Source organism: Pseudomonas sp. GW456-12-1-14-TSB6 (genome assembly GCF_059424205.1).
In genome coordinates this window covers 238047-260459 of the sequence record NZ_JBWKZE010000004.1, presented here as the reverse complement: position 1 = coordinate 260459, position 22413 = coordinate 238047, and the positions used below count along the sequence as shown (strand labels likewise).

Annotated in this window: 16 protein-coding genes; 9 read left to right on the top strand and 7 right to left on the bottom strand. The window is 61.3% G+C overall.

The window, feature by feature from the left end; all coding sequences use genetic code 11:
* The first annotated feature begins 4 nt into the window (after positions 1-4).
* The 3 genes from AC07Y2_RS05790 (at position 5) to AC07Y2_RS05780 (ending at position 2630) form a co-directional block, all read left to right on the top strand.
* Positions 5-1897: a methyl-accepting chemotaxis protein gene (locus AC07Y2_RS05790; protein WP_207273914.1), complete on the top strand. Its 1893-nt coding sequence runs from the start codon at positions 5-7 to the stop codon at positions 1895-1897.
* 131 nt (positions 1898-2028) lie between these two features.
* On the top strand, positions 2029-2301 hold the full coding sequence (locus AC07Y2_RS05785) for a type II toxin-antitoxin system Phd/YefM family antitoxin (protein ID WP_039764708.1): 273 nt from the start codon (positions 2029-2031) through the stop codon (positions 2299-2301).
* A complete protein-coding gene (locus tag AC07Y2_RS05780; protein WP_039764706.1) occupies positions 2298-2630 on the top strand; it encodes a type II toxin-antitoxin system RelE/ParE family toxin in 333 nt (110 codons plus the stop codon). Before AC07Y2_RS05785 ends, AC07Y2_RS05780 begins: the two co-directional genes overlap by 4 nt.
* Before the next feature lie 13 nt (positions 2631-2643).
* Here the strand turns inward: AC07Y2_RS05780 and AC07Y2_RS05775 are convergent, their stop codons facing one another.
* The 5 genes from AC07Y2_RS05775 to AC07Y2_RS05755 all read right to left on the bottom strand — a co-directional run bounded on the left by AC07Y2_RS05775 (position 2644) and on the right by AC07Y2_RS05755 (position 11966).
* Entirely contained in the window at positions 2644-3246 is a 603-nt protein-coding gene (locus AC07Y2_RS05775) for a DUF924 family protein (protein ID WP_103385602.1), read from the bottom strand.
* A 3-nt stretch (positions 3247-3249) separates the two neighbouring features.
* Positions 3250-4260 (bottom strand): class 1 fructose-bisphosphatase, encoded by a 1011-nt coding sequence (locus tag AC07Y2_RS05770; RefSeq protein ID WP_007952492.1) that lies wholly within the window; start codon positions 4258-4260, stop codon positions 3250-3252.
* 195 nt (positions 4261-4455) lie between these two features.
* Positions 4456-5820, bottom strand: a complete 1365-nt coding sequence (locus AC07Y2_RS05765) for a DUF3999 domain-containing protein (RefSeq protein ID WP_103385601.1) — start codon at positions 5818-5820, stop codon at positions 4456-4458.
* On the bottom strand, positions 5817-9413 hold the full coding sequence (locus AC07Y2_RS05760) for a DUF2339 domain-containing protein (RefSeq protein WP_103385600.1): 3597 nt from the start codon (positions 9411-9413) through the stop codon (positions 5817-5819). Before AC07Y2_RS05760 ends, AC07Y2_RS05765 begins: the two co-directional genes overlap by 4 nt.
* Before the next feature lie 102 nt (positions 9414-9515).
* Positions 9516-11966 (bottom strand): glycogen/starch/alpha-glucan phosphorylase, encoded by a 2451-nt coding sequence (locus AC07Y2_RS05755; protein WP_039764697.1) that lies wholly within the window; start codon positions 11964-11966, stop codon positions 9516-9518.
* 258 nt (positions 11967-12224) lie between these two features.
* Between AC07Y2_RS05755 and AC07Y2_RS05750 the strand changes: the two genes are divergently transcribed.
* Positions 12225-12662, top strand: a complete 438-nt coding sequence (locus AC07Y2_RS05750) for a YkgJ family cysteine cluster protein (RefSeq protein WP_007952500.1) — start codon at positions 12225-12227, stop codon at positions 12660-12662.
* A gap of 212 nt (positions 12663-12874) precedes the next feature.
* Here the strand turns inward: AC07Y2_RS05750 and typA are convergent, their stop codons facing one another.
* Positions 12875-14695: a translational GTPase TypA gene (typA, locus tag AC07Y2_RS05745; protein ID WP_007952502.1), complete on the bottom strand. Its 1821-nt coding sequence runs from the start codon at positions 14693-14695 to the stop codon at positions 12875-12877.
* A 139-nt stretch (positions 14696-14834) separates the two neighbouring features.
* Positions 14835-16289: a tRNA uracil 4-sulfurtransferase ThiI gene (thiI, locus tag AC07Y2_RS05740; RefSeq protein ID WP_103385599.1), complete on the bottom strand. Its 1455-nt coding sequence runs from the start codon at positions 16287-16289 to the stop codon at positions 14835-14837.
* Positions 16290-16616: 327 nt separating this feature from the next.
* Here thiI and glnA point away from each other — a divergent pair, with 327 nt between their 5' ends.
* The 5 genes from glnA (at position 16617) to ntrC (ending at position 22174) form a co-directional block, all read left to right on the top strand.
* A complete protein-coding gene (gene glnA / locus AC07Y2_RS05735; protein ID WP_011332032.1) occupies positions 16617-18023 on the top strand; it encodes a glutamate--ammonia ligase in 1407 nt (468 codons plus the stop codon).
* Positions 18024-18298: 275 nt separating this feature from the next.
* The gene (locus AC07Y2_RS05730) at positions 18299-18808 is read left to right on the top strand and encodes a DUF4124 domain-containing protein (RefSeq protein WP_103385598.1); all 510 of its coding nucleotides are present in this window, start codon (positions 18299-18301) and stop codon (positions 18806-18808) included.
* On the top strand, positions 18805-19425 hold the full coding sequence (locus AC07Y2_RS05725) for a DUF4124 domain-containing protein (protein WP_103385597.1): 621 nt from the start codon (positions 18805-18807) through the stop codon (positions 19423-19425). The genes AC07Y2_RS05730 and AC07Y2_RS05725 overlap by 4 nt, the downstream gene beginning before the upstream one ends.
* Positions 19426-19655: 230 nt before the next feature.
* Positions 19656-20741, top strand: a complete 1086-nt coding sequence (gene glnL / locus AC07Y2_RS05720; RefSeq protein ID WP_007952516.1) for a nitrogen regulation protein NR(II) — start codon at positions 19656-19658, stop codon at positions 20739-20741.
* Complete coding sequence (ntrC, locus tag AC07Y2_RS05715) at positions 20738-22174, top strand: nitrogen regulation protein NR(I) (RefSeq protein ID WP_007952518.1); 1437 nt, start codon at positions 20738-20740, stop codon at positions 22172-22174. Before glnL ends, ntrC begins: the two co-directional genes overlap by 4 nt.
* The last annotated feature ends 239 nt before the right edge of the window (positions 22175-22413 follow it).

The window sequence follows — 22413 nt, the reverse complement described above, 5'->3', positions numbered from 1 at the left end:
CTTAATGACCAGAAACATGAAATTCAGCCACAAGATCTTGTTGGCTGCCGCCCTTGTGGTGGCCGTTGCATTCGCCTGTTTCATTTTGTTCAACGACTATCGCCAGCGCGAAGCCCTGCAAAGCAGCACCGAAGCGTCGATGCAGGAACTGGGCAGCCTGACCACCAGCAACATCCAGACCTGGCTGGAAAGCCGCATCCAGTTGCTGCAATCCATGGCGCAACAGGTTGTCGCCGACGGCAACGCCCCGGCCAGCCTGAAACGCATCATCGACCTGCCCGCCTATACCGGCAATTTCCAGCTCTGCTACTTCGGCGGCGCCGACGGTGTGATGTTCTCGGTCCCGGCCGGCAACCGCGCACCGGATTACGACCCGCGCGCCCGTGGCTGGTACAAGGCCGCCAACGCTGCGCAACAGACCATCGTCACCGAACCGTACATCGCCGCCTCGTCGGGCAAACTGGTCATCACCGTCGCCACCCCGGTGCAGCGCCAGGGCCAGATGATCGGTGTGGCCGGCGCCGACATTGACCTGTCGAGCGTCAGTGCGATCATCAACTCGCTGAACTTCGGCGGCCACGGTCACGCGTTCATCGTCGGTGCCGACGGCAAGATCCTGATCCACCCGGACAGCAAGCTGGTGCTCAAGACCCTGGCCGAGGCCTACCCCAACGGCGCGCCGAAAGTCAGCCCGGGTCTGAAAGAAGTCGAGTTCGACGGCAAGACCCAACTGATCTCCTTCACCCGCGTCAACGGCGTGCCGTCGGCCGACTGGTACGTGGCGCTGGTGCTGGACAAGGACACCGCGTTCTCGATGCTCAGCGAATTCCGCACCTCGGCGCTGATCGCGATGGTCATTGCCGTAGTGATCATCATCGCCCTGCTCGGCATGCTGATCCGCGTCCTGATGCAGCCGCTGCTGACCATGGGCCGCGCCATGCACGATATCGCCGAAGGCGAAGGTGACCTGACCAAACGCCTGACCATCCACGGCGACGATGAATTCGGTGCGCTGGGGCTGTCGTTCAACCGTTTCGTCGAGCGCATCCACACTTCGATCCGCGAAGTGTCGTCGGCCACCGGGCAGGTCAACGAAGTCGCCCTGCGCGTGGTCGCGGCGTCGAACTCGTCGATGTTCAACTCCGACCAGCAGGCCTCGCGCACCAACAGCGTGGCCGCCGCGATCAACCAGCTCGGCGCCGCCGCCCAGGAAATCGCCCAGAACGCCGCCCTCGCCTCGCAACATTCCAGCGATGCGCGCAGCCTGGCCGAAGACGGCCAGCAGGTGGTGGATAAAACCATCCACGCCATGCAACAGCTGTCGGCGAAGATCAGCGACTCCTGCGGCAACATCGAAACCCTGAACAGCAACACCGTGAACATCGGGCAGATTCTGGAAGTGATCACCAGCATCTCCCAGCAGACCAACCTGCTGGCGCTCAACGCCGCGATCGAAGCGGCCCGTGCCGGTGAGGCCGGTCGCGGTTTCGCCGTGGTCGCCGACGAAGTCCGTAACCTGGCGCACCGCACCCAGGATTCGGCGCAGCAAGTGCAGAAGATGATCGAAGAACTGCAGGTCGGCGCACGTCAGGCGGTCGGCATCATGACCGAGAGCCAGCGCGAGAGCGAAAGCAGCGTCGGCATCGCCAACCAGGCCGGCGAACGCCTGGGCAGCGTGACCCAGCGCATCGGCGAGATCGACGGCATGAACCAGTCGGTGGCGACCGCGACGGAAGAGCAGACGGCGGTGGTCGAGTCGATCAACGTTGATATCAACGAGATCAACACGCTGAACCAGGAAGGTGTGGAGAACTTGCAGGCGACTTTGCGGGCTTGTGCGGATCTGGAGCAGCAGGCTGCGCGGTTGAAGCAGTTGGTTGGCAGCTTCCGAATCTAAGTCGTTCGAAGCCGTCTTCGCGCTTGAACCCGCGAAGACGGAACAACGCTAGACACGCTTGTCACCTCAGACTGACTCAGGACTGAATTAAGACTAAACTCAGTCCTAGTCCACTCAGCGAGGCGCAGCCCGTGAAGCTTTCATCCCAGATCAAACCCATCAGCTACCTGAAAAGCCATACCGCCGAAATCGTCAAAACGATTAGCGAAAGCCGTGAGCCGCTGGTGATTACCCAGAACGGCGAAGCGAAGCTTGTAGTCATGGACGTCAAAAGTTTTGAAGAGCAGGAAGAAACAATGGCTCTGCTCAAACTGCTTGCCATGGGAAATCGAGAAATTGAGGAAGGCAAGTACAGGGACGTTGAAGACGTTTTCGCAGAGTTGGACAGGATCGACCCCCAATGAGTTTGAAGGTCGTTATTCTTCAGTCCGCCGAAACAGATCTCAAAGATCTTCGCACCTACCTCATCAAACAGTTCTCACCTCAAACCTGGCATAGCACTTATGCCAGCTTGAAGATCGCTATTCGCAGTCTCGCATCCTTACCCTATTCAGGTTCCATTCCCGAAGAAATAGAAAGGCTGAACCTTGGTCAATATCGACAAGTCATCTCTGGCTTGAATCGCATCATTTATGAAGTCCGAGAGCAAACCATCTATATCCATATCATCGCCGATACGAGAAAAAACCTGCCTGCACTCTTGATGAAGCGTTTGCTTCAAGGCAATCCGTGAGTCTGATGCAGCTTCAGAAACTCGACCCCGGCTGCGAAAGAAACTCCAGCTCCTCAACCGTAGACTCCCGCCCCAACACCGCATTGCGATGCGGAAACCGTCCAAACCGCGCAATCACCTTCTGATGCCGCTCGGCATAATCCAGGTTGTCGGCAAACACCCCACGCTCCGCCTCCGGCTGCTCAGCCACCAGTTCGATGAATCGCGAGACCGCTTCATTCTGCACCGCGAGGTTTTCGCAGTGTTCGAAGACGAGGTAAATGAAGAGTCGCTGGATCGGTTTCAACTGCCGATCGAAGTCTGCAGCAATCCCCTGAGCCACCAGTTTCTGTGCCCGTAGATCGCCGGAAAAAGCCTTGGGTGTGTCGCGAAAGATCATTCGCGGGAGTTGGTCGAGCAGCAGCACCAGCGCCAGCCAACCTTCGGGATGTTGCGTCCACTCGGTCAATTCGCCAGCGAGGGCCTGATCGACAAAGACCCCGAAACGCTCACGCGCTTCGAGGTCCTGGCTGTCTTTCTTGCCAAACCACAACTTGCCCTTTTCAGCCGTTACATCCTTTGCCGATTCGGACTGACCGAACCACCAATCGAGCAACGGCTGCCAGGGCGCGTTCATGGTTTATTCCTTGTGGTAAGCCGTGGCGCGGGCGACTTCTTCTTTCGAGCCGAGGAACACCGCTACGCGCTGGTGCAGGCCTTCAGGCTTGATGTCGAGAATGCGCTGGTGACCGTCGGTGGAAGCGCCGCCCGCCTGTTCCACCAGGAACGACATCGGGTTGGCTTCGTACATCAGACGCAGTTTGCCCGGCTTGGACGGCTCGCGGCTGTCGCGCGGGTACATGAACAGACCGCCACGGGTCAGGATGCGGTGTACGTCGGCAACCATCGCCGCGACCCAACGCATGTTGTAGTTCTTTTTCAGCGGGCCTTCTTCACCGGCCAGCAGTTCCGAAACGTAGCGCTGTACCGGGGCTTCCCAGTGACGCTGGTTGGACATGTTGATGGCGAATTCCTGGGTGGATTCAGGAATGGTGATGTCTTCGTGGGTCAGGACGAAGCTGCCCATTTCGCGGTCCAGGGTGAAGCCTTTGACGCCGTGGCCCAGGGTCAGCACCAGCATGGTTTGCGGGCCGTAGATCGCATAACCGGCGGCAACCTGCTGAGTGCCTGGCTGCAGGAAGGCCTTTTCATCCAGCGCTTCGTTCTGGCTCAGGTATTCGTTCGGGCAGCGCAGCACGGAGAAGATGGTGCCGACCGGGGCGTTGATGTCGATGTTCGACGAACCGTCCAGCGGGTCGAATACCAGCAGGTAGGCGCCTTTCGGGTATTTGCCCGGGATCTGGTAGGCATTGTCCATTTCTTCGGACGCCATGCCGGCCAGGTGACCGCCCCACTCGTTGGCTTCGAGCAGGATTTCGTTCGACAGCACGTCGAGCTTCTTCTGCACTTCGCCTTGCACGTTTTCCGTGCCCATGCTGCCCAGAACACCGCCCAGGGCGCCTTTGGACACGGCGTGGCTGATTTCTTTACAGGCGCGCGCCACCACTTCGATCAGGAAACGCAGATCGGCAGGAGTGTTGTTGCTGCGGGTCTGCTCAATCAAATAGCGACTCAGGGTAACGCGGGACATGGACGGCTCCGGTGGAATGGGGGGCTAAAAACCCGCGCAGTTTACAGGGAGTCTGAAACCGTAGCGAGCAATGACGCCCGGTAACGTGCGTCGGGTGCAATTCCTGCTATCAGACGTGATCGAACCGAGAGAGTTCAGGCACCGGATTCAGCGTAGATGCAAACCCGACGGGTGTGGAGGTCACACCCGTCATATTCAGGACTTGGCCGACGGCTTGCGCAGCAGACTGAAGGCCATCGCCGCCAGAAACAGCACGCTGAGCAGCAGCACCGCCCACAGGCCGAACTTCTTCCAGTTGGTGTCCGCCGTGGCCGAGGTGGTGGCCGTCGAAGTCTGGGTCGCCAACGCTTCGCCCTGCACCGTGGCCTTGCCCAGCGTGGCCAGTTTTTCCGGTTTGAAATCGGGGATCAGCGTGGTCAACGGCAAGTTCGCCGCTTTCACGGTCGGATTGCCCAGCGCCAGGCTGTACGGTCCGTCGCCGCGCGCGAGGAAAATGACCTGAGTGGCGCGCACCGCGTATTTCACGCTCGGTGCCTGTTCGCCGAGACCGCCGCCGCGTTCGTCGACCGTCAGTTTCAACTGCTGCACGGTCTGGCCGTAGAGCTGCAATTCGTTCTGCACCACGTCCTGGCCATTCTGGGTCAGGCGATAGAGCAAGCCGCTGCTCAACGGTTGCCACGGCATACTGCTTTCGCGACGCCCCGACAGTGTCACTGGCGCCAGGCTGTTGGCTTGCTTCAGTTCGACCTGCACCCGCTCGATGTTCAGCCCCATCGGCAACTGCCAGGTGTATTCGCCGGGCTTGCCGCTGCTGCCGGCCAGCGCCGGCGACCAGACCAATGGCAGCGGCAGGTTGCGCGGGTCGCTGCTTTTCAGTTGCGCCGACGTCAGGACCGGCGCCGAGGCCGGCGAATCCCAGAGCAGACGCAGATACCGCGCCGATTGCCCGGGCAGCGCCACTTCATGTTGCTCGACCCGTTCGTCGGCAAAGGTCAGGCGCGCGACCTGGCCTTCGCCCCAGGCCTGCCAGTGCTGCAAGTCGTCGCTGGCCTCGATGCTGAAACGCTGGAAGCCGTCGCGCTCGCTGGTCCAGTCGAGGATCAGTTGCTGCAACGGCGCCTTGATCGCGCTGGCGTCGAGCAGCCAGCCGCGCAGCACTTCTTCCCCGGCTTCGAGCTGGCTGGACGGCTGCACTTCCACCAGCGTACCGGTGGTGGTGGATTGCACGCGTACGCTCGGCGCGCGCTCGGTGGCATCCGCCGAGTTGTACAGCGGGAACCACTTCACCTCATGCAACTGGCCATCGTCGCGGGTCTGGGCTGATTCCCGGGCCAGCGCATAGGCCTGCGGCTCTCCGGCGGCGTTGAACACCCGCAGGTCGCTGAGATCGGTCTGGCGCGCCTGCAACTGCACGCTCAGAGGCAGTTCGAGGCGATACCACGGGCCTGCACCACTGACCGACAACGGCACCTGCGCGGCGAAATCCGCCGGTTTTTCCTGGGCGCCGGCCGCCATGGCCACGCCCAGCAACAGCCACCCGAGATTAAGCTTGCGACTCAAGACGACACTCCTTCGGTTTCCGGGGCCGACTGGTCCGCCGCCGGTGCAGCTTCGACGCGTTTGGGCGGCAGCGGCGCAAAATAGCCCACCACCAGCAACAACACACCAACGCCGATGAACGAGACGATCCGGGCCAGTCCGCCACGGTTGCTCAATTCGACAAAAATCAGTTTGGCCACCACCAGCGCAATCAGCGCCGCGCCGATCAGCCACACTTCGCGGCGATGGCGCAGGTGCCCGCCGATCATCAGCCCGAGCGCCATCAGCGTCCAGACGATGGACAGACCGGCCTGCACCAGCATCGAGTCGAGCAGCAGATCCAGCTCGAACGGAATCCCCGCCCAATGGTGCGCGGCGCGGGTCACCAGCGCGGTGCAGAACGCGAACAGCGAAACGCCAGCAATCAGTTGTGTCGCGTAAGCGGCATAATCCTGGCGGATCGACAACTCGGCGACGGCGCTGCGCGACCAGACGTAGACACCGAACAGCGCAAACAGCAGACCCAATTCCAGCGGGTTGAGCAGCGGCACATAAGGCAGCGGTTCGGCATTGCCATCGCTGACGCCATTGGCCAGCCAGAACCAGACCAGCATCAACACCGCCAGCGGCGCCGCCGCGTACAGGCGATATTCACGAGGGAACGCTGCCACCGGCCATGGCCACTGACGCGGTGCGGCCATCAGCAACAGATACACACTCGGCAGAATCGCCCAGCCCAGCCAGCGCCAGGCGTTGTATTGCTCGGACAACAGCAGCAGGCCGTAGCGCAACTCCAGCGCCAGCACGCCGATCAGCAGCCAGCAACCGAGCACATGGGCCGTGCTCAGGGCCCGCGCCGACAGCATGGGTGCCAGACGTCGCAGGCTGATGAAATGCACAACGAACACCGCCGCCCACGCCAGCCAGCCGAAATCCGCCGCCGGGTGATAACGCGAATGCCACGCGGCCAGCAACACCAGCCCGGCCGCCGGAATCAGCAAGGTGCAGAGCAACCCGAGCGACGGCCATTTCAGGCGCAAGGCCAACAGCGCCCACAACGCGGCGCTCAGCGCAGCGACCAGCAGCAACAGTGGCCCCTGCAGATTCAGCGGCGCAAACCGCAGCACTTCGCTGACCCACGCCAGCGCCCACCAACCGGCGCCCCACACCAGCAACACCTCGGACAGTCGCTGCAGGCTCAGCACATCGAACGCCGAAGCGTGATTGCCCAATTGCAGGCGCCACGCCCCGATCATCGCCGCCAGGCCCAGCACCAGTGGCGTCCAGAATCCGCCATGGGCCAGCGGTCGCAGCCCCTCGCTGGACAGCGGCCCCAACAACTCGGGGCCGGCAAGCAGAAACGCCGCGCCGCCGATCAGTTGCAACAGCAGACCGAACACAAAACTCACGCGCTGCTTGAGGTACAGACTGAGCCAGATGATCAGCAAACCACTGGCCGCCCACACCGCACTCGCGGTCTGCCATGGCAGCACGAACAACACCGCCAGATTGATCAGCACCAGACCCGCCAGCAGCACCACCGACAACCCGCGCAGCAGACGAACATCGCTGCGCACCATCTCGTCGCGCGCCGCCAGCAGCATGCCGGCGATCAACGCCAGACCGATCAACGAGGCGCTGAGCAGACCGCTCCAGCCAGCGCTGAACACCGCCGCCGAATCCGCGCCCGCCCCTTGCAGGCGCAACAGGAACAACGCCCCGCCGAGCAGTTGCACGGCAAACGCGGTGAACAGGAACGTGCGCGATTGCAGGCGCAAGCCGACGAACAAGGTCGCCAGCCCGGCCAATGCCCAACTGATCGCCGTGCCCTGAATGAAGAAGAACAGCGGCGCCAGCAGATACAGGAAGGTCAGCCCCAGGCACGCCAGCACTGGCAAGCCCTGACGCTCCCACAGCGAGGTTTGCTCCGGCGACGCCTTGCGCAATTGATAGAAGCTGAACAACAACGCCGCGCCGAGCATCAATGCCCCCAGCGGCGCGCCGTCGAGGAGGCTGCTTTCGCCGACACGTAACTGGCTGAGAAACGCCAGCGCCGAACCCAGTTGCAGCAGCAATGCGAAGGCCCGTGCCAACGGCCGTTGCTGACGCAAACCGAGCCAGAAAATCCCCGCGCCCTCCACCGCCCAGGCAGCGGACGTCCAGCGCGCATCCAGCCCCAGCGGAATCGCCAGGCTGGCGAAAATCACCCCGAGCGCCAGGCAAGTCTCGCCCAGCAACATCGCCCGGCCACCCATCAGCACTTTGGCCAGGGCCATGTAGATCATGCCCAGCGCCAGCGCGCTGAACGCTGCTGCAAATTCCAGATGCTGAACCAGCGCGAATTGCAGACCGAAACCCACCAGCGGCGGACCGAACAGCATCGTCCCGTCGACGTAATCGCCCTTGCGCGCCGACCAGTGCAGCAGCGCCTCGCGATCGTCGTCCGCCGGGGCGTCCGGCATGTCCAGCAACTTGCGCCGGGCGAACAGCAGGCCAATGGCGAGGTACATCAGGAAGAACAGCATCAGGAACGGCTCGGTGCTCCACAGCAGCTCCGGCGTGTACGAACGCAGGCCCCAGGCGAAACCGATGCCGAAGGTGCCCACGAAGCCGATCAGGTTGAGCAGACGCCAGGCCTTGAACCAGGCGATGGCCAGGATGCCGGCGTTGAGCAGCGCGAAATAGCTGAACAGCGCGACGTGGTTGCCGGCGCCGGTGGAGGTCAGGATCGGCGCGGCGAAACCGCCCAGTGCGGCGACGCAGGCCAGGGCGAGGGAATCCTGGGTGATGGCCAGAATGGCCGAAAACACCGTCACCGCCACCAGCAAGCCCAGCGCAGCAGACGGATCGAGCAGCGGGTGCAAACGCATCGCCGCAAACACCGTCAGGTACAACACCGCGATCCCGGTGCCTTGCAGCATCAAGGCGTAGCTGCTGTTGCGATGGCGCAACCACCAACCCAGCGCCAGCAAGCCCAGCGCTGCCGCCGCGACCCCGGCGTAACGCAATTCGATCGGCACCACCATGCCTTCGGTGGCGTAGCGCAGCAGAAAGGCCAGACCGAAGAACAACAGCACCACGCCGACCCGCAGCACGGTGTTGCCACCGAACAGCCAGTTGCGCGCAGCGCTGATGCCGCGCTCGATGAGGTTCGGGCCACGAGGTTCGGCGGGTTGTCGGGGTTCAGGTTCAGGCGTAACGGCGTCCAGACGCCAGACATCGACCGGCAGCGGCTGACTGGATTCGCTGGCGGCGACGGCAACAGGTTCGAGTTCGGGTGGCAGTTCCCAGACCAGCTCGGGTTCAGCGGCAGAGGGTTGTTCAACTACCGTGACGGGCTCAACGACCGTTGCGCTGGCCGGGGCGACACTCGGTGGCGCTGGCGAATGCGCTGGAGCACCCTCCAGCAGAAACAGTCGCTGCTCGACGCCCTGCAATGCGATCTTCGCGTGATCCAGCTGACGCTGTTGCTCGGCAGCCTGTGAACCGAGCCGCGCGATACGCATCGCCTGGCCGATGGCGAGCCCCAGCAACGCGCCCAACAGCGCATCGCTGAACGACTCGTCGAGCAGCCAGCCGAGCAGCAGCCCGATCAACATGAACATCCATTGCATGGTCGATATCCCTGAGCAGCCCCGTGGCGGGGCGGAACCAAGGCTCAGTATATCGGCCCGGCCCAACAATCGTGGGGCCGGGCGCACATTTGTCGCTAAAAGTTACTCCAGTGCCTTCCAGATATCCGTGGCGTACTCGCGGATCGTCCGGTCGGACGAGAACCAGCCCATGCGCGAAGTATTCAGCACCGCCGAACGCCACCAGTTGTTGGCGTCGTGCCAGAGCGCATCGACGCGCATCTGCGCCTCCCAGTAGGAGTCGAAATCGGCGCAGACGAAGAACCGGTCGTAATCCACCAGCGAATCGATCAGCCCGGTGTAGCGCGACGTATCGTCCGGCGAAAACACCCCGCTGCGAATCGCCTGCAACACATCGTTGAGGCGATGGGACGCGGCAATGTCCGGCACCGCGCTGAACTCGTGGTTCTGCTTGCGCGCTTCGACCTGCTGGGCACTGAGGCCAAAGATAAACATGTGCTCCGCGCCGATGCTCTCGCACATTTCCACGTTGGCACCGTCGAGGGTGCCGATGGTCAGCGCGCCGTTCAGGCCGAACTTCATGTTGCTGGTGCCCGAGGCTTCGAAACCGGCGGTGGAGATCTGCTCCGACAGGTCCGCCGCCGGAATGATGCTCTCCGCCAGGCTGACGTTGTAGTTGGGCAGGAACACCACTTTGAGCAGGCCACGCACGGTCGGGTCGTTGTTCACCACCCGGGCGATGTCGTTGGTCAGTTTGATGATCAGCTTGGCCTGGTGATAACTCGCCGCAGCCTTGCCGGCGAAGATTTTCACGCGCGGCACCCAGTCGATTTCCGGCTCGGCGCGGATCGCCTGATACAGCGCGACGGTGTGCATCAAATTGAGCAACTGACGTTTGTATTCATGGATCCGTTTGACCTGCACGTCGAACATCGCCGCCGGGTTGACCGCGATCCCCAGCCGTTCATGGATCAGGTAAGCCAGGGCTTTTTTGCTGTGCAGACGCTGTTCGGCGAAGGCTTTGCGGAACGCTGGTTTTTCGGCGAACGGCTCAAGATCGAGCAGACGCTCTTCAGGGTTGTCCAGCACGTCGGCGCCAAGGGCATCGACCAACATCGACGTCAGTTCCGGGTTGGCCTGATACAGCCAGCGGCGGAAGGTGATGCCGTTGGTCTTGTTGTTGATCCGCTCCGGATACAGCTTGTGCAGTTCGGCAAATACGGTTTTGCGCATCAGTTGCGTGTGCAGCCCGGACACGCCGTTGACGCTGTGGGAACCGAGGAACGCGAGGTTGCCCATGCGCACCCGGCGGCCGTTGTCTTCCTCGATCAGCGACACCGCGCGCAGCACGTCGAAATCGTGAATGCCCTTGGCCCGCAGCGAATCGATGTGCTGGGCGTTGATCAGATAAATGATCTGCATGTGCCGTGGCAGCATGCGCTCCATCAGCCCCACCGGCCAGGTCTCCAGCGCTTCGGGCAGCAGCGTGTGGTTGGTGTACGACAGCGTATCGACGGTGACTTGCCACGCCGCGTCCCAGGCCACGTCATAGACGTCGACCAGTTGGCGCATCAGTTCGGCGACGGCGATCGAGGGGTGGGTGTCGTTGAGCTGGATTGCCGCGTGATCGCCGAGGGTCAACACCGAGGTGTGCATGTTGCGATGACGGCGCAGCAAGTCCTGAAGCGAGGCGGCGACGAAGAAGTATTCCTGACGCAGGCGCAATTCCTGCCCGGCTTCGGTGCTGTCCGCCGGGTAAAGCACGCGGGAGATACTTTCGGCCCGGGCCACTTCGGCGACGGCACCGAGATGGTCACCGGCGTTGAAGCGCTCCAGATGCAGGTCTTCCATGGCCCTCGCCCGCCACAGGCGCAAGGTGTTGACGCTCGCCCCGCGCCAGCCGACCACCGGGGTGTCGTAGGCAATCGCCCGGACGGTTTCCGCCGGGTGCCAGACTTGCCGGGACTTGCCGCTGGCGTCGGTGACTGTCTCGACGCTGCCGCCAAAGCCGATCGGGTAGACCACCTCTGGCCGCTCGAACTCCCAGGGGTTGCCGAAATCCAGCCAGTGCTCGGTCTGTTCCTGCTGCCAGCCGTCGACGATGGCCTGACGGAACAACCCGTGCTCATAACGAATGCCGTAGCCGTGGCCGGCGATACCGAGGGTCGACATGCTTTCCATGAAGCACGCCGCCAGCCGTCCGAGGCCACCGTTGCCCAGCGCCGCATCCGGCTCCAGGATGCGGATGCGCTCGAGATCGACGCCCAGTTCGGTCAAGGCTTCACGGGCGACGTCCAGCAAACCGAGGTTGCTCAGGCTGTCGTACAGCAAACGGCCGATGAGAAATTCCAGCGAGAGGTAATACACCCGCTTCTGGCCTTTGCGGTAAATCTGCCGGGTGTGGTCCATCCAGTGCTCGACCATGTGATCGCGCGCCGCCAGGGCGATGGCTTCGAACCAGTCATGGTCGAAGGCGTGATCCGGGTCTTTGCCCACCGCATAGGTGAGTTTGGTCAGGACGGCGTCGCGGAATGCGGCCACCTCTGCTTCGCGAACTAGTGGTTCTTGAGTCATCGATAGGACCTCGAGCGAGCGGGGAGTTGTCAGAGCCTAGACGGTCTGACCGACGGTAAGGGCTCTGGTTCGGCAGTTTTTACCGAGAGTGTGAGATCGACCGGCAATACTCTGGCGAATGCCTCAATGAATGCAGGGGCCGTGCCGAATTGTCGGACGATGTGCGCGCATGAAGAAAAAATCTGGCGAAAGGTTGTTCAAAAATCCACCAGTCCCGGTATGATCGCGCGCCCTGATGCACACGCCTGGTAAACACCGATGATGAAGCCCAACCTGATCGCCGCAGCCGAGATCGACCGTCTCGATACCTGGGCCAAATATTCGGCCCCGATGTGCGGCTCGTGCGTTTCCAGCTGCTGCACGCTGCCGGTCGAGGTCAAGATCAAGGATCTGGTGCGTATCGGTGTGGTCGACGAGTTCGAACTGGGCGACCCGCCGAAGAACATCGCCAAGCGTCTGCAAAAGGAAGGGCTGGTCGAGCGCTTCAACCAGAAGTCGGGGATTTTCACCCTGCAGCGCATGAGCAACAACGATTGCTACTACCTGGATCGTAAGAGCCGCCTGTGCACCATTTATGACAAGCGCCCGGACACCTGCCGCAACCACCCTAAGATCGGCCCGCGCCCGGGTTACTGCGCGTACAAGCCGAAGGAAGTGGAGCGGGTGCAGAATTCGCGGTCGATCGAGCGGTTCTGATCCCGACGCCTGATTGATCGTTCCCACGCTCTGCGTGGGAACGCAGCCCGGGACGCTCCGCGTCCCAAGAGCCTAACGCGGAGCGTCCGCTGAGGCATTCCCACGCAGACGGTTCGACGCCTCGACGTGGGAACGAGACTTTCGAAAGCCAGACAAACAAAAACGCCCCCGATCTCTCGACCGGGGGCGTTTTTTTCAGCCTTGGCTAAATCTTACGCCTTGGCTTTCTTGGCAGCGCGGGTACGCTCGCTTTCGTCCAGGATCTTCTTGCGAAGACGGATGGACTTAGGAGTGACTTCGCACAGCTCGTCTTCCTGGATGTATTCCAGAGCCTGTTCCAGGGTGAAGCGAACAGGTGGGACCAGAGCGATGGTTTCGTCTTTACCCGAAGCACGCATGTTGTCGAGCTTCTTGCCTTTGGTCGGGTTCACACCCAGGTCGTTGTCGCGGGAGTTCTGACCAACGATCTGACCGTTGTAGATCTCCTGGCCGTGTTCTACGAACAGCTTGCCACGAGCCTGCAGGGTTTCCAGGGAGTAGGTCAGTGCCTTGCCGGTTTCAACCGAAACCAGAACGCCGTTCTGACGGCCGGACATGTGGCCCGACTTCACTGGAGCGTAACGGTCGAAGATCGAGGTCAGGATGCCAGCACCGTTGGTCAGGGTCAGGAACTGGTTACGGAAACCGATCAGACCGCGAGCAGGGATGTTGTATTCCAGACGAACACGGCCCTTGCCATCCGGCACCATGTTGCTCAGGTCGCCTTTACGCAGACCCATCTCTTCCATGACCTTGCCCTGGGATTCTTCAGGGATGTCGATGGTCACGTTTTCGAACGGTTCCTGCTTCACGCCGTCAACTTCACGGATGATCACTTCAGGACGGCCCAGGGCCAGCTCGAAGCCTTCGCGACGCATGGTTTCGATCAGTACCGAGAGGTGCAGCTCACCACGGCCGGAAACCTTGAACTTGTCAGCCGAGTCGCCTTCTTCAACGCGCAGTGCAACGTTGTACAGCAGCTCTTTGTCCAGACGATCCTTGATGTTACGGGAGGTCACGAACTTGCCTTCTTTACCGCAGAATGGCGAGTCGTTTACCTGGAAGGTCATGGAAACGGTTGGCTCGTCAACGGTCAGAGGCTTCATCGCCTCGACGTTGTTGATGTCGCACAGAGTGTCGGAGATGAACAGCTCGTCGAAACCGCTGATGCAGACGATGTCGCCGGCTGCAGCTTCTTCAACGTCAACGCGGTGCAGACCGTGGTGACCCATCAGCTTCAGGATACGACCGTTGCGGCGCTTGCCGTCGGCGCTGATAGCGACAACCGGGGTGTTCGGCTTGACGCGACCACGAGCGATACGGCCAACACCGATAACACCCAGGAAGCTGTTGTAGTCCAGCGCGGAGATCTGCATCTGGAACGGACCGTCACGGTCAACAGCCGGAGGCGGAACGTGGTCGACTACCGCCTGGTACAGCGCGGTCATGTCTTCGCCCATGGCGGTGTGGTCCAGACCGGCGATGCCGTTCAGGGCCGAAGCGTAAACAACCTGGAAGTCCAGTTGTTCTTCGGTGGCGCCCAGGTTGTCGAACAGATCGAAGATCTGGTCCAGAACCCAGTCAGGACGCGCGCCCGGACGGTCAACCTTGTTGATGACCACGATTGGACGCAGGCCGGCTTCGAAAGCCTTCTTGGTCACGAAACGGGTTTGCGGCATAGGGCCGTCCTGGGCGTCGACCAGCAGCAGCACGGAGTCAACCATGGACATAACGCGCTCGACTTCGCCGCCGAAGTCGGCGTGGCCCGGGGTGTCCACGATGTTGATGTGGTAGCCGTTCCAGTTGATGGCGGTGTTTTTCGCCAGAATGGTAATGCCGCGCTCTTTTTCCTGGTCGTTGGAGTCCATCACGCGCTCGTCGTTGAGCTCGTTGCGCTCCAGGGTGCCGGATTGACGCAGGAGTTTGTCTACCAGGGTGGTCTTACCATGGTCAACGTGGGCAATGATGGCGATGTTGCGTAGATTTTCGATCACTTGTGTATCTCGATCAGAGGATTCGGTTTGCTGACAAGTCTTGGCAGCGATTGACAGTAGTGTCCGGCATGGCCGTTACAGCTTGACGGCGGTGTCGGGGGGCCGGTGACGCAGGCCACAGGCAAACAGCCCCGGGCACTTAGCTCGGTCGATAAACGCGCACATTGGCATGCCCCTCACTGAGCAAATGGTGAGCATGCAGGCGACTCATCACGCCTTTGTCGCAATACAGCAGGTACTGGCGAGTAGGGTCCAGTTCCTTGAAACGAGCGTTCACTGCGTAGAACGGCATCGTCTGTACCTCTATGCCGGCGAGCTCCAGCGGGTCATCCTCGGCGGCATCCGGATGACGGATGTCGATGACGATCTGACCGGCCAGCGCTTCGCTGACTTCTTCGATCTGCAAATCCTGGCCCAATTCGTCAATCACCCGATCGATCGGCACCAGTCTGGCGTTTGCGAGCGCACGCTCAAGCACCGCCATGTCGAATTCCTGCTCTTCGTGCTCGACCCGGCCACGCTTGGCGGCGGTCTTCGGGTTGACCGAGATGACGCCGCAGTATTCCGGCATGTGCCGGGCGAAATCACCGGTACCGATCTGGTCGGCCGTGTCGATGATGTCCTGCTTGTGGGCGACGATCAGCGGCCGCAGGACCAGTTTGTCGGTGACGCAATCGATGACCGACAGATTCGGCAGCGTCTGGCTCGACACCTGGGAAATCGCTTCACCGGTGACCAGCGCATCGATGTGCAGGCGTTCGGCAATGCTCGACGCTGCGCGCAACATCATACGCTTCAATACGACGCCCATATGACTGTCGTCGACCTTGCCGAGAATTTCGCCCAAGACTTCTTCGAACGGAACACTGACAAATAGCACGCGTTGCGAGCTGCCGTACTTCTTCCAGATGAAATGCGCGACTTCCATTACGCCCAATTCGTGGGCACGACCGCCCAGATTGAAGAAGCAGAAGTGCGTCATCAGGCCGCGACGAAGGATCTGGTACGCGGCAACGGTCGAGTCAAATCCGCCGGACATCAGCACCAGCGTTTGCTCCAGCGCACCGAGCGGGTAGCCGCCGATGCCATTGTGCTGGCTGTGAATCACGAACAACCGTTTGTCGCGAACTTCGATACGGACTTCGATTTCCGGCTGCTTCAGGTCGATTCCGGCGGCACCGCACTCACGGCGCAGCTTGCTGCCGACGTATTTTTCGATGTCCATCGAGCTGAACGCATGCTTGCCCGCACGCTTGCAGCGCACCGAAAAGATCTTCCCGGCCAATGCATCGCCGTAGTGCTGCTTGCACTTTTCGGTGATGTCGTCGAAGTCGCCCAGCGGGTACTCGTCGATCTGCAGAAAGTGCGCGATGCCCGGCATGCAGGTCAGGCGCTCGCCCATCTCTTTCAGGGCCTTGGGGTCAGTGACGCGGGTTTCCAGCTCGAGGTTGTCCCACACACCGTTCACCACCACGGCCGGGTCCAGGTCGCGGAGCACGGTGCGGATGTTCTTGGCCAGCTGGCGGATGAATTTCGTCCGGACAGGTCGGCTTTTGATGGTGATCTCGGGGAAGACTTTTACGATTAGTTTCATGAAAACAGCGCGCGCTGGGCCAGCCGAAAAAGGGGGGCGCGGATTATAGCGGAAATTGCTCAAGGTTTAACCAGTTAATGTGCAGAAGGTTTTGCACGCACCAAAACGGGTCATTTTACGATTTGAGCGCTACATTAAAGGGCGAGATTTTCGCCTTTAAGGCGCTTTCGACCTTTAGAAGCGTGAATTTGGGGCAAAAAACCCATGCTGGGGCACTGGCATGCAATTTGCTCCCTTGTGAGGCAGGTTGCCTTGGCAGAGTATTCGCGCCGGCATCACCACTATTAAGGGCATCCACTACCCGCCCTAATTCACCCGGAGGACACTATGTCGAAGTCGGTTCAACTCATCAAAGATCATGACGTCAAGTGGATTGATCTGCGCTTCACGGACACCAAAGGCACTCAGCACCACGTGACCATGCCGGCTCGCGATGCGCTGGAAGACGACTTCTTCGAAGTTGGCAAGATGTTCGACGGTTCCTCCATCGCTGGCTGGAAAGGCATCGAAGCCTCCGACATGATCCTGCTGCCGGACGACGAAACCGCCGTTCTGGACCCGTTCACCGAAGAGCCGACCCTGATTCTGGTCTGCGACATCATCGAACCTTCGACCATGCAAGGTTACGATCGCGACCCTCGCGCCATCGCCCGCCGCGCCGAGGAATACCTGAAGACCACCGGTATCGGTGACACCGTATTCGCCGGTCCAGAGCCAGAGTTCTTCATCTTCGACGAAGTGAAGTTCAAGTCCGACATCTCCGGTTCGATGTTCAAGATCTACTCCGAGCAAGGCTCGTGGATGTCCGACCAGGACGTGGAAGGCGGCAACAAAGGCCACCGTCCAGGCGTGAAAGGTGGCTACTTCCCGGTTCCGCCGTTCGACCACGACCACGAAATCCGTACCTCCATGTGCAACGCACTGGAAGAAATGGGCCTGACCGTTGAAGTTCACCACCACGAAGTGGCAACTGCCGGCCAGAACGAAATCGGCGTCAAGTTCAACACCCTGGTGAAGAAAGCCGACGAAACCCAGACCCTGAAGTACGTTGTACACAACGTTGCCGACGCTTACGGCCGCACCGCGACCTTCATGCCGAAGCCGCTGTACGGCGACAACGGTTCGGGCATGCACGTTCACATGTCCATCTCCAAAGATGGCAAGAACACCTTCGCGGGTGAAGGCTATGCCGGCCTGTCCGACACCGCCCTGTACTTCATCGGCGGCATCATCAAGCACGGTAAGGCCCTGAACGGCTTCACCAACCCGGCCACCAACTCCTACAAGCGTCTGGTGCCAGGCTTTGAAGCTCCGGTAATGCTGGCCTACTCGGCTCGCAACCGTTCCGCCTCGATCCGAATTCCTTACGTCAACAGCCCGAAAGGCCGTCGTATCGAAGCCCGCTTCCCGGATCCGGCTGCCAACCCGTACCTGGCGTTCGCAGCTCTGCTGATGGCCGGTCTGGACGGTATCCAGAACAAGATCCACCCAGGCGATGCTGCCGACAAGAACCTGTACGACCTGCCGCCTGAAGAGGCGAAAGAGATCCCGCAAGTTTGCGGCAGCCTGAAAGAAGCTCTGGAAGAGCTGGACAAGGGCCGTGCGTTCCTGACCAAGGGCGGCGTGTTCTCCGACGACTTCATCGACGCTTACATCGCGCTGAAATCCGAAGAAGAAATCAAGGTCCGCACCTTCGTACACCCACTGGAATATGAGCTGTACTACAGCTGCTGATCCGGTAGCGCCGCGCTACGTGGCGTGACAAAAAGAGGCCTCCTTCGGGAGGCCTTTTTTGTGCCCGCAATTTATCGCCTCTGATCGTTCCCACGCTCTGCGTGGGAACGCCTCAAGGGATGCTCCGCGTCCGGTGACGCGGAGTGTCACGGGCTGCATTCCCACGCAGAGCCTGGGAACGATCAACCGAATAATCTCTGGATGTGTGCAGGGTTGGGCCAACCGTCGCGACTGGCCTATGCTGCAACCCATCGTTTTCGTTTCCGGTCGATTTCATGGGTCGCACCCTTCTCTGTATTTTGCTGCTGATCGCCCTGCCCGCTGCCGCGCAGATCTACAAGTACACCGATGCCAGCGGCAACACGGTGTACAGCGATCACGCGCCGGACGGCGTGCAGGCGCAGCCGGTGGAGTTGCCGCCGCTCAACAGCGTCCAGCCTCAGGCACCGAGCGCACCCTCTTCAGACACCCCCAGCCCTGCGCCAGCACGCAATGCCTATGAAGTGCTTGAGCTGACCGGCCTGCCCACCGAAGAGGCCCTGCGCGCCAACAACGGCACCTTCACAATCAGCGTGCTGATCAAGCCGCGCCTGCAACCGCCGCATCAATTGCGTCTGCTGCTGGATGATGCGCCTTATGGCCAGCCGAGCAATGTGCCGATCCTGCAACTGGTGAACGTCGACCGGGGCGAGCATCGGCTCGCGGTGCAGGTGATCAATGGCGAGGCGATCATTCAGCAGAGTCCGGCGCTGGTGTTCACCGTGCAGCGGGTGCACAAGCCATGACACGGGGATTGATTGCCTTGTGCCTGTCGCTGATCGCGTCTGGCGCATCGGCCGAGGTGTTCACTTACATCGACGCACAGGGCAATCGGGTCTACACCGATCAACCACGGGGCAACGCCAAGCGTGTACCGCTGGCCACCAGCAATCGCATGGCCTCGAACCCGACAGCTGCACCGGTCACGCCTTCGAACAAATCAGCAGAGCCGCCGCTGTTCCACTACGACATGTTGCGGGTGCTGATCCCCGAGCCGGACGCGACCATTCGCAGCAGCGCCGGAGAGCTGATCGTCAGCGTCACCAGCGAGCCGGGCCTGCAAAAAGGTCATTTGTATCGCCTGCTACTGGATGGCCAGGCCGTCGGCGAACCCGGCCTGAGCCCGGTGTTCCCGCTGAGCAACATCGATCGAGGCAGCCACAACCTGTCGGTGGAGATCCTCGACGCTCAGGGCCGAACCGTGGAGAAAACCGCCAACCAGCCGTTCCACATGCAGCGTATTTCCCTGGCGCAGAAACGTCAGGTCAAACCGTGCGTCAGCGCCGACTATGGCGTGCGCCCGGAATGCCCGCTGAAAGACAAACCCGCCGAACCGAAAAATCCTTTCCTGCGTTTCTTCTGACGTCGCTCAGCTTTGCGCACTATATTGGTGCAATACGCTGCACCGTACTCACATTCCAACCCATTTTGGTTCGAAAGTACCCGCCAGAGCGGTTTGACTGCCACGCAAACGAGCGTCAAACGCCCGTTTCAGGGGTTGAACGCTTCTTTTCGGAGCCTTGGTTTGGTTTTTGCATTTTCCTCGCATCAGCGCTGTATCCCTGCGCGCGCCATGCTCCAAAAGAGGTCCTCATGACCATCAGTGACGCACTGCATCGCTTGCTACTCGACAACCTGACCACCGCCACCATCCTGCTCGACAGCGAATTGCGCCTCGAGTACATGAACCCGGCGGCGGAGATGCTGCTGGCCATCAGCGGTCAGCGCAGCCATGGGCAGTTCATCAGCGAGCTGTTCACCGAGTCCACCGAGGCGCTCAATTCGTTGCGCCAGGCGGTGGAGCAGGCGCACCCGTTCACCAAGCGCGAAGCGATGCTCACCGCCCTCACCGGCCAGACCCTGACCGTGGATTACGCGGTGACGCCAATCCTCAGCAACGGCGCGACCCTGCTTTTGCTGGAAGTGCATCCCCGTGATCGCCTGTTGCGCATCACCAAGGAAGAGGCGCAACTGTCGAAACAGGAAACCAGCAAGATGCTGGTGCGCGGCCTGGCCCACGAGATCAAGAACCCGCTCGGCGGCATTCGTGGCGCCGCGCAACTGCTGGCCCGGGAACTGCCGGAAGACAGCCTGCGCGATTACACCAACGTCATCATCGAAGAGGCCGACCGCCTGCGCAATCTGGTCGACCGCATGCTCGGTTCGAACAAACTGCCGTCGCTGGCCTTGTGCAACGTCCACGAAGTGCTGGAGCGCGTCTGCCAACTGGTCGAGGCCGAAAGCCAGGGCTGCATCACGCTGGTGCGCGATTACGACCCGAGCATCCCCGATGTCCTGATCGACCGCGAACAAATGATTCAGGCGGTGTTGAATATTGTGCGCAACGCGATGCAGGCCATCAGCAGCCAGAACGAGCTGCGCCTGGGCCGCATCAGCCTGCGCACCCGCGCCATGCGCCAGTTCACCATCGGCCACGTCCGTCATCGCCTGGTGACCAAGATCGAGATCATCGACAACGGTCCGGGCATTCCGGCGGAACTGCAGGAAACCATCTTCTTTCCCATGGTCAGCGGCCGTCCGGACGGTACCGGGCTCGGCCTGGCCATCACCCAGAACATCATCAGCCAGCACCAGGGCCTGATCGAGTGTGACAGCCATCCAGGCCACACCACGTTCTCGATCTTTCTGCCACTGGAACAAGGAGCCACATCGACATGAGCCGTAGTGAAACCGTGTGGATCGTCGATGACGACCGTTCTATCCGTTGGGTTCTGGAAAAGGCCCTGCAACAGGAAGGCATGACCACCCAGAGCTTCGACAGTGCCGATGGCGTGATGAGCCGCCTCGCGCGCCAGCAGCCGGACGTGATCATCTCCGATATCCGCATGCCCGGCGCCAGCGGCCTGGACCTGCTGGCACGGATCCGCGAGCAGCACCCGCGGCTGCCGGTGATCATCATGACCGCTCATTCCGATCTGGACAGCGCTGTCGCCTCCTATCAGGGTGGCGCGTTCGAATACCTGCCCAAGCCGTTCGATGTCGACGAAGCCGTGTCACTGGTCAAACGTGCCAATCAGCACGCCCAGGAGCAGCAAGGCCTGGAAGTCGCCCCGACCCTGACCCGCACCCCGGAAATCATCGGCGAAGCGCCGGCGATGCAGGAGGTGTTTCGCGCCATCGGGCGCTTGAGCCACTCCAACATCACCGTGCTGATCAACGGTGAATCCGGCACCGGTAAAGAACTGGTGGCCCACGCCCTGCACCGCCACAGCCCGCGTGCGGCCTCGCCGTTCATCGCGCTGAACATGGCGGCGATCCCGAAAGACCTGATGGAATCCGAACTGTTCGGCCACGAAAAAGGCGCGTTCACCGGTGCGGCCAACCTGCGTCGCGGCCGTTTCGAACAGGCCGACGGCGGCACGCTGTTCCTCGATGAAATCGGCGACATGCCGGCGGACACCCAGACTCGCCTGCTGCGGGTGCTGGCCGATGGCGAGTTCTATCGCGTTGGCGGGCACGTGCCGGTCAAAGTCGATGTGCGGATCATCGCCGCGACCCACCAGAATCTGGAAACCCTGGTTCACGCCGGGAAATTCCGTGAGGACTTGTTCCACCGCCTCAACGTGATCCGCATCCACATCCCGCGCCTGTCGGACCGTCGCGAAGACATCCCGACCCTGGCCAAGCATTTCCTCAGCCGCGCCGCGCAAGAGCTGGCGGTGGAGCCGAAGCTGCTGAAAAGCGAGACCGAGGAATACCTGAAGAACCTGCCGTGGCCGGGCAACGTGCGTCAGCTGGAAAACACCTGCCGCTGGATCACCGTGATGGCGTCCGGGCGCGAGGTGCATATCAGCGACCTGCCGCCGGAACTGCTGAGCCTGCCGCAGGACTCGGCGCCAGTGACCAACTGGGAACAGGCGCTGCGCCAATGGGCCGATCAGGCCCTGGCACGCGGGCAGTCGAGCCTGCTCGACAGCGCGGTGCCGGCGTTCGAGCGAATCATGATCGAAACGGCTCTGAAGCACACCGCCGGGCGTCGTCGCGACGCTGCGGTGCTGCTGGGCTGGGGCCGGAACACCCTGACCCGCAAGATCAAGGAACTCGGCATGAAGGTCGATGGCGGGGATGATGACGAGGGCGATGAAGGCTGAGATTCAGCGCCAACCTGCACCGCCGCAAGGCACCGTGACCCTTAATCGGGCACGGTCACCGGTCCGGGCTTGCACTGTAAACAGCTGAAAATCCCAACCTGTAAAAAGACGAAGGCCCCGTACTACGGGGCCTTCGTCATTGTGTGGGGCTTTTTTGTTTCAAAACGAGAAAAACTGGCACGCCCCCTGCAATAACTCCATCAGGTGATTCGATTCACCCACCCTTTCGGGGGCCTTGG